Source organism: Arthrobacter sp. StoSoilB19, from assembly GCF_019977275.1.
Classification (GTDB): domain Bacteria; phylum Actinomycetota; class Actinomycetes; order Actinomycetales; family Micrococcaceae; genus Arthrobacter.
The window spans coordinates 3272943-3287293 of sequence record NZ_AP024650.1; the positions used below are offsets into that span (position 1 = coordinate 3272943).

Annotated in this window: 15 protein-coding genes; 8 read left to right on the forward strand and 7 right to left on the reverse strand. The window is 66.6% G+C overall.

Annotated elements, in window-relative coordinates:
• Positions 1–26: 26 nt before the first annotated feature.
• Positions 27–350, forward strand: coding sequence for a hypothetical protein (locus LDO86_RS15095; RefSeq protein ID WP_018768660.1), 324 nt, complete (start codon positions 27–29; stop codon positions 348–350).
• 141 nt (positions 351–491) lie between these two features.
• Here LDO86_RS15095 and LDO86_RS15100 read toward each other — a convergent pair whose 3' ends face one another.
• Together LDO86_RS15100 and LDO86_RS15105 are read right to left on the reverse strand one after the other, a co-directional pair.
• Positions 492–935, reverse strand: coding sequence for a hypothetical protein (locus tag LDO86_RS15100; RefSeq protein WP_224084048.1), 444 nt, complete (start codon positions 933–935; stop codon positions 492–494).
• Between the two features lie 62 nt (positions 936–997).
• Positions 998–1516 (reverse strand): MarR family transcriptional regulator, encoded by a 519-nt coding sequence (locus tag LDO86_RS15105; protein WP_018768662.1) that lies wholly within the window; start codon positions 1514–1516, stop codon positions 998–1000.
• A 227-nt stretch (positions 1517–1743) separates the two neighbouring features.
• On the opposite strand from LDO86_RS15105, the gene LDO86_RS15110 reads away from it, so the two are divergent.
• Positions 1744–2493, forward strand: a complete 750-nt coding sequence (locus tag LDO86_RS15110; protein ID WP_018768663.1) for an ANTAR domain-containing protein — start codon at positions 1744–1746, stop codon at positions 2491–2493.
• A 295-nt stretch (positions 2494–2788) separates the two neighbouring features.
• Positions 2789–2935 (forward strand): hypothetical protein, encoded by a 147-nt coding sequence (locus LDO86_RS15115; RefSeq protein WP_155845532.1) that lies wholly within the window; start codon positions 2789–2791, stop codon positions 2933–2935.
• On the opposite strand, the gene LDO86_RS15120 is transcribed toward LDO86_RS15115, so the two are convergent.
• The gene (locus LDO86_RS15120) at positions 2932–4221 is read right to left on the reverse strand and encodes an MFS transporter (protein WP_224084049.1); all 1290 of its coding nucleotides are present in this window, start codon (positions 4219–4221) and stop codon (positions 2932–2934) included. The genes LDO86_RS15115 and LDO86_RS15120 overlap by 4 nt on opposite strands.
• On the reverse strand, positions 4205–5506 hold the full coding sequence (gene ftsW, locus LDO86_RS15125) for a putative lipid II flippase FtsW (protein WP_224084050.1): 1302 nt from the start codon (positions 5504–5506) through the stop codon (positions 4205–4207). Before ftsW ends, LDO86_RS15120 begins: the two co-directional genes overlap by 17 nt.
• Before the next feature lie 203 nt (positions 5507–5709).
• On the opposite strand from ftsW, the gene LDO86_RS15130 reads away from it, so the two are divergent.
• A complete protein-coding gene (locus LDO86_RS15130) occupies positions 5710–7245 on the forward strand; it encodes an LCP family protein (RefSeq protein ID WP_026265676.1) in 1536 nt (511 codons plus the stop codon).
• 17 nt (positions 7246–7262) lie between these two features.
• Here LDO86_RS15130 and LDO86_RS15135 read toward each other — a convergent pair whose 3' ends face one another.
• Positions 7263–8828, reverse strand: a complete 1566-nt coding sequence (locus tag LDO86_RS15135; protein ID WP_224084051.1) for an HNH endonuclease signature motif containing protein — start codon at positions 8826–8828, stop codon at positions 7263–7265.
• 180 nt (positions 8829–9008) lie between these two features.
• Here LDO86_RS15135 and LDO86_RS15140 point away from each other — a divergent pair, with 180 nt between their 5' ends.
• Both LDO86_RS15140 and LDO86_RS15145 read left to right on the forward strand, forming a co-directional pair.
• Positions 9009–9335, forward strand: coding sequence for a winged helix-turn-helix domain-containing protein (locus LDO86_RS15140; RefSeq protein WP_026265677.1), 327 nt, complete (start codon positions 9009–9011; stop codon positions 9333–9335).
• Positions 9332–10060 (forward strand): cation transporter, encoded by a 729-nt coding sequence (locus LDO86_RS15145; protein ID WP_018768670.1) that lies wholly within the window; start codon positions 9332–9334, stop codon positions 10058–10060. Before LDO86_RS15140 ends, LDO86_RS15145 begins: the two co-directional genes overlap by 4 nt.
• Before the next feature lie 31 nt (positions 10061–10091).
• On the opposite strand, the gene LDO86_RS15150 is transcribed toward LDO86_RS15145, so the two are convergent.
• Positions 10092–11333, reverse strand: coding sequence for an acyltransferase (locus LDO86_RS15150; RefSeq protein WP_018768671.1), 1242 nt, complete (start codon positions 11331–11333; stop codon positions 10092–10094).
• A gap of 143 nt (positions 11334–11476) precedes the next feature.
• On the opposite strand from LDO86_RS15150, the gene LDO86_RS15155 reads away from it, so the two are divergent.
• Positions 11477–12214 (forward strand): GAF and ANTAR domain-containing protein, encoded by a 738-nt coding sequence (locus LDO86_RS15155; RefSeq protein WP_043424841.1) that lies wholly within the window; start codon positions 11477–11479, stop codon positions 12212–12214.
• Between the two features lie 90 nt (positions 12215–12304).
• Positions 12305–12721: a VOC family protein gene (locus LDO86_RS15160; protein ID WP_018768673.1), complete on the forward strand. Its 417-nt coding sequence runs from the start codon at positions 12305–12307 to the stop codon at positions 12719–12721.
• 14 nt (positions 12722–12735) lie between these two features.
• Here LDO86_RS15160 and LDO86_RS15165 read toward each other — a convergent pair whose 3' ends face one another.
• A complete protein-coding gene (locus tag LDO86_RS15165) occupies positions 12736–14187 on the reverse strand; it encodes an FAD-dependent monooxygenase (protein ID WP_026265678.1) in 1452 nt (483 codons plus the stop codon).
• Between the last annotated feature and the right edge of the window lie 164 nt (positions 14188–14351).

Here is a 14351-nt window from a genome sequence, read left to right on the forward strand (position 1 = left end):
GCCAATGCCGGGGAAGGCTTTACAACTTGAACTCTAAGCTGAACATCGTAGTCCGGGTGGATCTGGACCACAGCAAGGCCAAGGTGATTGCAACGGGGCATATCACCATTCACAGCGTCAACGCCCTCTATGTAGTGGCAAAGCGTGCCAACTCCCTCAGGGGAGGCCTGGACCTGGAACTGGACGTTTCCAGCGCCTGGGTGGACGAGGAAGCACTGGAAATGCTCCGCGCCGCCTCTGAAACAAGGCACCTTCCAGCCAAAATCGATCCGGAACAGGCTCCCTGCACCATCAGCGTGCTGGCTGACCGCCGACATCCGCGTCACACGGCCGGCCGCCTGGCCGCATAAATTTCCCGGCCGCTCGACGCGCCCATTTTTCGGGCCAGAGCAGGCCGACCACCGCTTCTCTTTCCGCTCCAACAGCCCGAAGTGCAGCTGCATCTGAACAAACGGATGGCTGCACTTCGGGATGGTGGAGCAGTTTTTGTTTTACCGCAGCTGGTCCTTGGCAACCAGGATGTCCTGAAGCTCCTCAACGGTGAGGCCGGCGGCCCTGCCCAGGTCCTCCTGCCCTGCACCCAGCCTCGCGGCGCTCTGGACTGCATGCTCAAACCGCTCCTGCGCCGCATCCAGCTCCCACTGGAGGCTCTCCACCCTTGCGGAAGCCAGCTGGACGGCCTCCAGCGGATCACCGGCAGTGCCGCCGTCGACGATCCTGTAACCGCATGCGCAGGACCATTCCGCCGAGCCAAGCTCCAATGGTGCCCACCCCAGCGACGCTATCGGTACGGGGCCGGCCGCCATCGCTGCGCCGCAGTGAAAGGGTGCCGCGGGGTCGCCAATCACAGAGGGCGCGGGCTGAAGCGGGAGTTCTTCGTAATGCTCAACGCGGGTCGACTGCCCCGGCGCCTGAGGTTCAAGTACTGCAGTCATGCAATCCGCCGTCCGATAGTTAACTAACAATGTAGCTAGTCTAACTAGGATTATCTCTTTGTCTACCGGCCGGTAATGCCGGGGCCGGAGTTGACGGCGTCCACTGCTTCCCGCATGCGCACCAGGAAGTGCATGACGGCCTTGATTTCTTCGGAAGACAATGATTCGGCGGCTTCCAGCATGCGCTTGTGCATCTGGTTCAGGTTGTGCCGGACTTCCTCGTCGGCGCCGGGAGTAGGCCGCAGGATGACGGCGCGGCGGTCCGAGGGGTGGGGCTCCCGGGTGACGTAGCCGCCGGACACCAGGCGGTCCACAAGACTGGTCATGGAGGCGGACGTGATGCACAGGCGGGCTGCAAGTTCCGTGGGTCGGATTCCCACGCCGGCAGCCTCTGCATCGATGAGGTACCGCAGCGCCAGGAGGTCCGTCTCCCCCATTGCGGCGGACGAGCGGGTGCGCCTTCTCATAGCGCTCTCCGAGGTCCGGAATTCGCGGAGCGCGTTGATGACATCAACAGCCCCGGGCTCGACGCCCTCAACGGGTGGGTACCAGTAGCCTTCGCTTGCACCATGCGGGTTCATGCGAATTCCTTCGATATCCTACTTGCTTGGCTGTCTAACAAACCCATGGTAGCCCACTTGTTCCCCCGCCACCTCCACAACGTTGAAAAGCAGCAGGCAAGTACCCGGGCGGGCGGCACGGGAAAAGTAGAGTACCGGCTACTCGTGCCGCACACCGTCCCGGCCCAATAAGTTTCTTCCAACCCGCGGCGCCACGGCCAAGGGGCGTGACGAGACGGGGGTGCAGGGTGGCGGTTGGCCCGGCAGACAATGTGGAGCCCGAACGGCAGGGGTTCCTGCTGGATTTGGTGACAGGGGCCGACGGCGATGCAGGGTCCCTGCAGAAGCTCACCGATGCTGCCGCCCGCTGGATCAGCACTTCCGCCGGAAGGGCACTGGAGTGCGCCGCCGTCCTGCACCGGCAGCGGTCCTGTTTTGCCACCGCCGGCAGCACTCCGGCCGCGGCCAGCGTGGCATCGGAGGACGAGCACGGGGACAGCCCCACCGCTCTTGGTTCGCCGCTGATGGCGCCGGCAGTGATCAACCAGGCCGGCGCCCGCTGGGAGGCGTACCGCAGGCGGCTGCTGGACAAAGGCTTCGGCTCAGCGCTTGCCGTTCCCCTGGAATTGCAGCCGGGCTCGGCTGGAGCCCTCGTGTTCCTGGGACCGGCAAACTACGTTTTCAACGCCAAGGTGATCAACGAGGCAGCCTGGTTTGGCGAGGTGGCATCGCACAGCCTGAAGCTGGCCCTCGACGTGCACGGCGTCATCCGCGCCGGGGACAACCTGAAACAGGTACTGGAGAGCCGGACCAGCATCGACGTGGCCTGCGGCGTGCTCATGGCGCAGAACCGCTGCTCATACACGGAGGCGTTCAGCAAGCTTGCCGGCACCTCACGGCACCGGAACCTGAAGGTCCGCAGCGTTGCGGAGAACATCCTGAGGTCACTGCCCAGCGGCACGCCCGGAACACGGTTCGAGCCCCCCGCAATCGCGTAGGAACTGCGGCGAAAATCCTAGTGCCGTGCCCGTGCCCTGATAAGGCCGGCCGCCACCAGCCCTGCACCTCCGAGTGAAGCCAGCATGCCGCCGAGAGCCACAAAGTAATCGGTAATGGTCATTGTCCTGCGCTCCTTCCGTACTGCCTGATGAGCCCAAGCTATGCGGCGAAACTCAGCATTTCCTGAAGGATCGCCAGCAGCTTTGGTCAAGATCCGGTAAAGGAAAACTGCGGCGATCCACATACTTCGCCCCGCGATCTTCTCTTTGTAGGGGCGTTCCGTATTATTCATGCATGTGGACAAAACAAAGCCAGAGCTTCTGCCCCACCTGCGGCAGGACCACCAATCACGTCACCCATTTCCAAAAGGACGACGCCGGGTCCCTGGTTGCGGACGTCCGCTGCGTTGAGTGCCCCGAGATTGCCGGGGCGGTCGCCTAGGTAGTTTCGTTCCCCGAAGACGGCGGTTGGCCTTCCCTGCCGGAGGCGTGCGGACGCACGACGGCGAAGACCGCCAGGGCCGCGGCCTGGACCACCGTGACGGTAACCGCAAGTGCAGGAACTGAGATCTCGTAGAGCAGGCCGATGACGAAACTGCCGGCCAGCCAGGCAAGGCCGTAGCAGGCAGTGAACATCCCGTAAGCACTCCCCCGCCGGGCCACCGGAGCGAGGCCCGCCACCCCGGCCCGCATGGTGCTTTCCTGGACACCCATCGCTGCTCCCCACAGCAGCACCCCCGCCACCGCAAGCGCCGTGCTGTTGCTGAAGCCCAGCCACGGGACCGCGGCGGCCAGGACCGGAAGGGCCAGGAGAACCTTCAACCCCACCTGGTCAAAAAGCCAGCCGGAAACCAATGCCGCCACGGCATCCACTCCCATGGCCGCGGCGTAAAGCACCGGGACCAATGAGGGTGGCAGGAGTCCGGTGGCCACCAGATGGAACGACAGCAGGCCGAACGTGGCATAGCCGAACATGGTCAGGCTGCTGAAGGCTGCGTAGAGCCAGTACTGGCGCGGCATTGGGGCCGGCTTCCCAGCAATTGTGTCCTGGGCGGGAACGGGGCTGGCGGGAGCGGGGCTGGGTGGGGCTGGCGGCGCGGCGGAAGGCTCGTAGACACCGGGGTCGGGAACGCGTCGCCTGAGGCGGAACAGAATCAGCATGGCAGCAAGCCCTGGAACAGCCAGGAGCAGGAACCCGGGACCGTAGCTGCCGGACAGCGCCAGGGCCGCCCCCACCAGCAGCGGCCCCACCAGTGCCCCCACCTGGTCCAGCGCCTCGTGCAGCGCGAACGCCTTGCCCTGCCCCATCGCTGAACCGGCCTCGGCCAGCATGGTGTCCTTCGCCGGGCTCCGCACCGCCTTGCCCAGCCTTTCCGCCAGGACCAGCAGGCAGGCTATCCACAGCGCATCGGTGATCCCCAGCAACGGCACGGACAGCGCGGTCAGGGCATAACCGCTGAGTGCGAGCGTCCATCGCAGCGCCGGCCGGTCGGCCAGCCGCCCAAACACCAGGCGGAGCACCAAGGCCACCGCTTCACCAGCCCCCGTGACCACGCTGACCAGGAGCGCGGACGCGCCCAGCGCACCCAGGTATGGGCCGGTGACGCTCCGCGCCCCTTCGTAGACCATGTCCATCAGCGCACTGACCACCCCGAAGACCAGGATGAAGCGGATGGCAGTCATCGGCGCCGGAGGAGTTGTCCCGCCGGCGCTACCGCTGGTACGCATGCTCCCGGGCCTGCTTCACGGCCCGGCCGGACACAGCTCGGGTTGACACGGGCCGGGCTGACACGGGACGGCCGGGTCCGGCGCGACGGGACCGGGTGGGGTGAGGGTGTACACCTTCCGGACGCGTTACCGCCAGGATCACCCCGATGCCGGCCAGTGAGGAGACCATGGCCGATCCGCCATAGGAGATGAACGGCAGCGGCACGCCGATCACCGGCAGCAGTCCGCTGACCATGGCGATGTTGATCACGGCCTGTCCCAGGATCCAGGTGATCACGCTGCAGGCCACGATCCGCGAGAAGGTGTCCGTGGTGCGGGCAATGGTCTTGAACACCGCGATGGCCAGGATGGCGAACAGCCCCAGCACCAGCAGGGTTCCGGCCAGGCCGAGTTCTTCGCCGAGGATGGAGAAGATGAAGTCGTTGTGGGCTTCCGGGATCCAGTTCCATTTCTGCCGGCTCTGTCCCAGGCCCACGCCAAACCAGCCGCCGGAGGCCAGGGCGTACGCGCCGTGCTGCGCCTGGTAGCCCATTCCCTGTGCGTCCTCGTCGGATCCCATGCCCAGCCACGATGAGATCCGCCCCATCCGGTTGCCGCTGGTGGCCGCGAGCAGGAGCGCTGCCACCGCGCAGACCAGCCCCGCAACCGAGAACACCTTCATCCGGACTCCGCCATAGAACATGGTGGCGGCGAGGATCATCATGATGATCATGGTGGTGCCCAGGTCGTGCCCCAGCGCCACGATCAGCATGATCAGTCCCCCGGCGGGTGCCAACGGAATGACCGCATGCTTCCACTGCCCCAGGAGGGCCTGCTTGCGGTCCAGGATGGCGGCGGCCCAGACGATCAGCGAGAGCTTTGCGAACTCGGAGGGCTGCGCGGTGAAACCTCCCACGCTCAGCCAGTTCCGGTTGCCGTTGACGGACATTCCCAGCGGTGTGAACACCAGCACCAGGGCAACAAGGGAGCCGATCAGCAGCGGCCAACCCAGCCATCGGATCCGCCGCACGGGCATCCGGGCCAGCACCAGCATGATCACCACGCCAGCCACGGTCCACATGGCCTGCTTCAGGGGCAGGTCGTACGGATTGTTTCCTGCCGCCACAGATTCCACGGACGACGCCGATGCCACCTCCACGAGTCCGATCGCCGAGAGCGTGAGGACCACCGCCAGGATCAGCGGCCGGAGGCGTCCCGGGGAGTCATCCACCAGCCACACCGCCACTTTGCCCAGCCCGCGCCGGGCAGGACGGCCCGCCACGCGCTGCTTTTGTCCTGTATTCATCTGTCCGTTCCTCAGCCTGCACAGCAGGGCTTCCCCCATGGCCGGGCCCATCTCCGGGGCGGGTACCCGCCGAGAAAAAAGAGTACGCCCTCTGCCGCCGCCAGGACCGGGACGGCGCGGCTGCAGGCTGCCGTTCTTGGGGAATTGCCAGCTTGGGCCTGTAGGGTAGCCGAAACCTGTCCCCTCCCGAAGGTCATTTTTTCGTGTTCGGTTCCAGAAAATCCCCCGGCCCGGATCAGGTTGGCTCCGCCCCCGGCGCCTACCCCGGCCAAGGCGAGTTGTACGCCGCCAGTTTGCGCCGCCGTCGGCCTGTACGCCGTGTCCCGCGCTGGCTCAAGGCCGTTACCGCCGTGGTGTCCGCGCTGCTTGTCGGTGCCGTGGCCTTCGGCGGCTACTGGGCGTGGCGCCTGCAGTCGAACATCACAACGTCTGAACTGACGGCGGGTGGGGAGCGGACCGAAGGGACCGTGAACGACAGCACGGACCGGATGCAGATCCTGGTCCTGGGCTCCGACACCCGGGACGGCAGCAACAGCCAGTACGGCAGCGCGGAGGACTCCTCCGGCTACGGCCAGTCCGACGTCATGATGCTGCTGGACATTTCCGCGGACAACAAGCACGTCAACGTGGTCAGCTTCCCGCGCGACCTGCTGGTGGACGTGCCGGCGTGCACGGACCCCAAAACCAAGCAGGCATATCCCGCCCGCCAGGACGTGATGATCAACAGCGCCATGGCACAGGCCGGCATCGGCTGCGCCGTGGACACCGTGAACAAACTGACCGGCCTGGAGGTGGACCACTTCATGATGGCCGACTTCAACGCGGTAAAGGAACTGTCCAATGCCGTGGGTGGCGTGGAGGTCTGCGTCAGCGATGCCGTGCACGATCCGGACAGCGGGCTGAACCTGCCTGCCGGAACGTCCCAGGTGCAGGGCGAACAGGCGCTGGCGTTCCTGCGGACCCGGCACGCTTTCGCCAACGGCGGGGACCTGGGGCGCATCCAGGCCCAGCAGGGCTTCCTGGCTTCGCTCAGCCGGAAGCTCAAGTCCGAGGGCACGCTGGGCAATCCGCAGAAGACCCTGACCATTGCCGACACCATCACCAGGAACCTGACCGTTGACTCGGGCCTGTCCTCCATCCCATCACTGCTGACCATCGCCAACCGGCTGAAGAACATCGACCCGGCCAACATCAACTTCATCACCACGCCCACGGTGCCGGCGCCGGCGGACCCCAACCGGCTGGCACTGAATGAGCCGACAGCCTCCAACTTCTTCGCCGCGCTCCGAAGCAGCCCGGACCTGAGCCAGCCCTCCTCCGCCTCCCCCACGGAGGCGCCCGCAACTCCCGCGGCACCCGCCTACGACAAGTCGCTGCAGCCCGTCTCCATTGCCAACGGCACCGGCGTGACGGGGCGGAGCAATGCCATTGCCGGGCTGCTCTCTGAGGCCGGTTTCACCAACCTGACCAAGCTGCAGGCCCAGGCGCAGGAGAAGACCATGGTCTACTACTCGGCCGGGTTCGAGGACGTGGCCGCGGACGTGGCCGCGCTGTTCGGCCTGCCCGCAGGCAACGTGCAGCAGGTGGCGAACATCCAGGGCGTGCAACTGTACGCGGGCACGGACTTTGCCGCCGGCACCAAACCCGCCGCACCGCCGTCGTCCGCCGACTCCTCAGGCGGCGTGGTGGCCCAGACGGGCAGCGACCAGACCTGCCAATCGGCCAACCCCCTGGGGTAGCAGGACTACAGGCCGGTCTACCGGCGCGGCGGCTCACACGGCATGGGGCTGAAGGCGTGCTTCTCCGGGAGGCTTCGTTCGCCGGGCAGGCTTCGTTCGCGGGCCCGGCTTCGTTGGCGGGACTGGCTTCGTTCGCCGGGCAGGAACCCTGGCGGCCACTTTGGTGGTTCCCAGTCCTGGTGTTCGCTTGTGTAGTGGCGGCCGGTGGGTGAGGTCCAGCTGGGTGGTTCGTTCGTGCTGGCCGGGGTGGGTTTCCAGCCGGTGGTGTGCCGGAGCCGGTGGTGCTTCGGGCAGGGCTGTCCCAGGTTGCTGATTCCGGTGGTGCCGCCGTGGTGCCAGGCGAGAAGATGGTCGGCCTCCGTGTCCAGGGAGGTGTTGCTGCAGCCCGGGAACGGGCATTTCCCGTCCCGCATCCGCAGCCAGGCCCGCATCGCCCTGGGAACCCGGTAACTCTTCCGGCCGATCTCCAACGGCGCCCCGTCCCGGGGATCCACCAACACCCGGTAAAACGAGCCCGCCCCGTCCGCGACCAGTCGCCGCGCCATCGACGCCGGCACCGGACCATACCCGTCCAGCATCCCCGGCTCATCCGTCAAACCCATCAGCGCGAACACCGGAACCGTAACCAGCACCTCGGCGCGGACCGGCGCCAAGTGTCCCGGCCCGGCGCCGTCAGTGCCACCGGCACCGGCACCCGGCCCCGCAGCAGCCACGACGCCGGCAGTGGCACTGGCACTGGCACTGGTGAGACTGGTACTGCCGCCCCGGGTGTCGCCGCTGCCGAGGATCGCTGCGGCGAAACTGTCGGCCCGCAGCTGGGGCATGGTCCTGTCCTCGGCCGGGCCCTGCAGGCCCCGTGCGGCAGCGGTGAGCCGGTTCCAGCCGGACATGGCCTGGTCCGCGGGCAGGTAGGCGCCCAGCCACGCCATCCCGTCCCGGTCCGGCCGGAACTCCACCCGCCGCTCCGCCACACCCCTGGCGTGCCGCTTCTCCATCGATTCGGCGTGGTGGCGCTCCCGCCAGGTCCGGGCCTTGACCCGGAACCGGTGCGCCGGCAGCTCCCCGGCAGGACAGCCCCGGGCGGCATCCTGTGCTTCAGGGTCCAGGAAATGCGCCTCCAACGCCGCCGCCCCCGCCACATCAAGGGACGCCGTCTCATCTGCCAGCACTATCGCGTGCTGCCACGACAGGGTCCCGGACTGCAACGCCTCCAAAGTCCGCGGCAAGCTGCTGGTCAGGGCATGGGAGGTAGCCAGGAACGACGCCGCCGCCCGCGGACCCAACGCCAGCACGCACCCGATCTCCGCCGCGACCGCCATCTCCTGCGCCACCACCGGCACCTCCGGCCCCGCCACAGCATGCGCAGCCTCCGCGTACCCCACCGCAGCCTTCGCCTTCACCCCCGCAACCCGCGCCTCGACCTCCCGGGCCCCGGCAAGAATATCCAGGCAGCCATCGGCCAGACCGGCCAGCGGATCAATATCCGAGAACGGCAACGAACCCGCCCCGTCCACCTCAGCCTGAAGCACAGCAAGGGCAGCGCGAATCTCCTCGAACGCCCTCACCACCGCCGCTTTCCCCATAAACCCATCATGACAAGGGGGTCTGACAATTGCCGGTGGGCCACCGAAAGTGAACCGCCCCCTCCACTGCAGCGGCGGTTGTTCAAGCCGAAAAACTTGTCGCGGGGGCTGGGATTACAGTTCATCTTCACCTGAATACAGTGATGGATGTACTCTAAGACCATGCAAACCCTCGAGCCCATCCAGACCCTCACCCACGCCCCTGTGCTGGCCCGTTTTGGCTATGCGGTGTCGGACCCTACCCGCGCCCGAGTCCTGCTGGCACTTGCAGACGCCCCTTCCTATCCTTCCGACCTGGCGGACAACTTAGGGGTGTCCCGGCAGAGCATGTCCAATCACTTGACCTGTTTGCGCGGCTGCGGACTGGTGGTTGCGGTGCGGGACGGGCGGCGGAGCCGTTATGAACTGGCGGACGCCCGGATCGGCCACGCTATCAAGGACCTCATCAATGTTGTCCTCGCGGTGGACCCAGCCTGCTGCGCCCCTGATGGGGAATGCTTCGCATGACCGCTGCGCTTAACTCCCCCACCGCGGAACGCCGCAGGGTGCTGAGCCGGCGAATCCGGCTTCTGGCGGGAGCAACCATCACCTACAACGTCATCGAGGCCGTCGTGTCCCTGTGGGCGGGCGGCGCGGCCGACTCCTCGGCGCTGATCGGCTTCGGCCTGGATTCGGTGATCGAAGTAGCCTCCGCACTGGCATTGTCCTGGCAGTTCTCCGCCAAGGACCCGGAGCGGCGTGAGCATCTGACCCTGCGGATCATCGCCATCTCATTCTTCGCCCTGGCCGCATTCGTGGCTGTGAATGCCATCCGCTCTTTGGCGGGTGCGGGAGAAGCCCAGCACTCAGTGCCCGGCATCGTGATCGCGGCGTTGAGCCTGGCCGTCATGCCGGTCCTGTCCTGGACCCAGCGCAGGGCTGGGCGGGAACTGGGATCACGCACAGCGGTGGCCGATTCCAAGCAGACGCTGCTATGCACCTACCTCTCCGCCGTGCTGCTGGTTGGCCTGGTCCTGAACAGCACCCTGGGCTGGTGGTGGGCAGACGCCGGCGCGGCGCTGGTGATCGCCGGCATTGCGGTGCGTGAAGGCGTCAACGCGTGGCGCGGGGACGCCTGCTGCGCCGTTCCCCACGTGGTGGCTGACGAAGCCGAAAACACTGCGTGCTGCCCGGACTGTTCCAGCGCCGCCAAACCGGAGTCCATGGGTATGCCCAGCATCCGAAAGGACTGACCTGCAGCTTCAGGCGTCGGTTGGTCAGGCGTCAGTTGATCAATTGGCCGGCAGGCTCGGGTTCCTGCGCTGGTTGCTTGGAAGCATTAGGCGCGGAAGGCGCTCGGCCCGGAGTCCCGGGAGTGGAACCTGCAGGCGTTGAACGGTCGACGGCGGGCTCCAGCCTTTTGTTCGCCCATCCCCGGAGCGGCCGCTCAACAAAGCGGAACGACGCGTACGCCAGCAATACCGTGAGGGCTGCGGTCAGTGCGATGCGGAGCGGCAGCGCCGGGATCAGGGGCATCAGCAGCAGGTAGACCGGCAGGTGCCAGAGGTACAGGCCGTAGGACAGATCGCGGCCGGGGCGGGCCAGCCAGGGGTGGCTGAGGATACGGGAAAGGAACCCGGCCGGCTGGAGCACCAGGGAACCGATCAGTACCGCGGACAACAACGCGAGCGCCGCGGGCCCCCACGTCCAAAACAGGTTGAACCAGTCGCCGGGGGTGTCCGGCTCCTTAAGCAGGAACAGCGCTGCCACCAGGGAGATGCCGGCCAGCGGTGCAGCCCAGCGGGCAGCGGACACCAGTGCGCGGTGCAGCCGGGAACCGTCCCGCACGGCCGTGAACATCAAGGCGAGCGCACAGCCGATCAGCAGTTCGTCCGCCCGGGTGTCCGGTCCGTTGTAGATGCGGTCCAGCGGCTCGCCCGCGTTCACCAGCAGGAACCGGTTCAGTACGAAGACGGCGGCCAGGGCGACGGTGGCCAAGGCTGAGGTACGGACCTTCCAGAAGCGGAGCATCAGCAGCAGGAGCAGCGGCCACACCAGGTAGAACTGCTCTTCCACGGCGAGGGTCCAGGTGGGGCCGAGGGTTTCACCCGCGATGGACTCGCCGAACATGCCAAAGTGCGCCAGGTTCATCACGTACGCGGCAGCGGGAAGGACGAACCCCGCCTGGCCGCCCCAGCCTGACGCCGGGAACAGAAGGCCGACGGCGACGATCACCGCGCAGAGTGCCAGGAGCGCCGGCCAAAGCCGGGCCAGGCGCTTGGCGTAGAAGACGCCCAGGTGGAGCCGGCCGGTGGCGATCCGTTCCTTCATGATCAGCAGCGTGATCACGAAGCCGCTCAGCGTGAAGAACACGTCAACACCGATGGATCCACCCGGCATGGAGTCGGTGGCGGTATGGAAAAAGAACACGCCCGCCACGGCGATGCTCCGGAGCCCATCCAGGGCATGCTTGCGCCCCGCGATCAGCCCCGTTTGGGGCGCCGACGGGCGTTCCGGTACTGACAAATTTCCGCTGCTGGACCTAAAAACCACTAAGCAAGCATATATAACGTTTCCATAACTGCGCTGTGCGCGGGCTTGGAGAAGGCTGGTATCGGTGCGCTGATCCCGCCCTTGTGGCTGATTCCTGCTGCTTCTACATTGAACAGATGGTGGACCAGGACATGGCGGACGACTTTGAAGGGATTGTGGATCTGATCGCCGGGACGGAGGACATCAAGTCGGTGCTGGATGGACTCACCGGCTTCGCGGCAGCCAGCATGACCAGCACTACCGGAGTGCCCATCGAATGCGCTGTCACCCTGCACCGGCGCAAGCGTACGGCCACCATCGGCGGCAGCAGCGGCAGGGCCGCGGTGCTTGACCGGATTGAACAAACGCTGGGAGACGGGCCCTGCGTGGAAGCGTTGGAAAGCGGAGTTCCCGTCCTGTTGGGAGACGTTTCGTCCGACCTGCGGTGGCCGGAATACCGGAGCGCCCTTTCTGCCGCGGGGGTTGCCAGTGCCCTTGGCATCCCCATGAAGATGAATGACGACGCCGGGGCAGTCCTGGATTTCTTCGCCCCCTCCACGGGGTGCTTCTCTGAGCAGGCGGTGTCTGATGGGCTCCGGTTCGCCGAGATGGCGGGAAAGGCCCTGCGGCTCGCAGTCCGGATCGTGGCTGCGGAACAGCGGGCCGAGCACTTGAAGTCGGCCATGGACACCAGGACCGCCATCGACCTGGCCTGCGGCATCATTATGGCCCAGAACAACTGCAGCAGGGATGCCGCCTTCGGCCTTCTCAGCAACGCCTCCAGCACTCGAAACCAAAAGCTCAACGAACTCGCCGAAACGCTGGTGGACCGGTTCTCGGGCCCTGGAACAGCTGAGGCCCACTTCGACGACTGAGGCTTCACCCCACCCCTTCCCGCTTGGGGAGGGCCCTGTTAGCATGACGCGTGCCGACAACGAAGTCCCGCTCACAAAAGGAGTCCCCGTATGCCCACCCGGCTCAATCCCTATCTGAGCTTTCGAAACAATGCCCGTGAAGCCATGGAGTTCTACAAAGACGTCTTTGGCGGTGAACTGAACATCGGCACGTTCGCGGAATTCCAGGCCAGCCAGGATCCCTCCGAAGACCAGTTGGTCATGCACGCACAACTCGATACCCCAACGGGGCTGACCCTGATGGCGTCGGACACCCCGCAGCGGATGGACTACACGCCCGGAAACACGTTCAGCATCTCCCTCAGCGGCGGTGACGACGCGGAACTCAGGGGCTACTGGGAGAAGTTGTCCGAGGGCGGCACGGTGACAATGCCGTTGAACACAGCCATCTGGGGTGACACCTTTGGCATGTGCACCGACAAATTCGGTGTCCAGTGGCTGGTGAACATCGCCGGGCCGAAGCAGTAACTTGCGCTGAGAGGTCAGCCGCCGGCCCTGCCGCACCAAGTGTCCAGGGCCTCGGCAAGCCCGTCTGCTGAGCCCGCGCCCACCCAGGCGACGTACCCGTCCGGCCGCACCAGGACTGCGGCGGGCGCACCCACAGCACCCAGCACGGGAAGCTGCCAGCCGCCGTCGTACGTGGCCGGAACATCCCGCACCCTGCCGTTGGAAAGGCCCGCACCCAACTCCTGCCCGCTGAAGTCCAGCAGCAGGGGCCGCGCCTGGTGCAGCAGTTCGAAGACCCGGATGGGACCTTCGGCAGTGGTGACGTCCAGGTCCGGCATCCGGCGACCCAGGAGCGGATGGCCGGCGCCCAGGTCGTAGGCCACGTCGAGCCCTGTCACAAGCGCCGCGATGGGAACCCCGGCCCCCTCCACGCGGAGCACCTCGCCAAGCAGGTCGCGCAGCGCCTCCTGCCGGGGGTCTGATTTTTGGAAAAGCGACTGCGCCATGGTGTACTTCAGCGCCCGCTCCCCCGCCTGGTGGCGCTCCGCGTGGTAGGTCTCCAGCAGTTCCTCACCGGAGAGGCCCCGCACTACCTGCCCCAGCTTCCACCCAAGGTTGACCGCGTCCTGCACGCCGAGGCCAATACCGAGCCCGCCTGTCGGTGAGTGGACATGCGCCGCGTCGCCGGCCAGCAGCACCCGGCCCTTCCGGTAGGTCTCCGCCTGGCGGGTGGCGTCGGTGAACCGTGACAGCCAGGTGGGACTGTGCACGCCGAAGTCGGTGCCGAACACGTCGGTCAGCGCCTGCCGCAGGTCCGCCAGGGTGGGCTCGGTGGTTGGACCGAGCACAGCCTCGGTCACCACCACGCGGACCGTGCCGTCCCCCATCGGGTAGAGGCCGTGGATGCCGCGGGCGTCCACCTTTCCCTGCTGGACAGGCTCCCCCGCCACCTTCACCTCGGCAATCAGGCTGCTCCGGGTTGCGTCCGGGCCCGCCATCGTGATGCCCGCCGAACGCCGCACCGTGCTGCGGCCCCCGTCGGTGCCCACCACATACCGGGCCCGCAGCGATCCGCCGGCGCCAAGATGAACGGCCACGCCGCCGTCGTCCGCCTCCACGCCGGTGACCTCCACGCCGCGCCGGACCTGTACGCCCAGCTCCTCCACCCACTCAAGCAGCAGCCGCTCAATGTGGTTCTGGAACAGCGCCAGCGTGTATGGATGCCGGGTGGGCAGCCCGCCCAGGTCCAGCGGGGTGTTGCCGAACGTGGCCGCGTTAATCGTTTTGCCCTCGGCAAGGAACCTGTCCACGATGCCGCGCTGGTCCAGCAGTTCAAGGGTGCGGGAATGGATTCCGCCCCCGCGGGAGCCCGCCAACTCCTGGGACTCCCGCCGTTCAAGGACAACGGCGTCCACCCCCGCCAGCCGCAGCTCGCCCGCCAGCATCAACCCCGTGGGCCCACTCCCCACAATCACCACGTCATGCATGCCGTCCCCCTCAATCCACGAATAGTCGATCGCCAGTATGCGGCACCCCCGGGGCCTTGCGGCAAGGCCCCCGCGGCGGGGTACCTTGGAAATGGAAGGGGATTCCCGCGCTGCTGTCGATTTTCGCTTCCGGTGCGCGTCGTATGGGTAGGGGCTCCACTGAA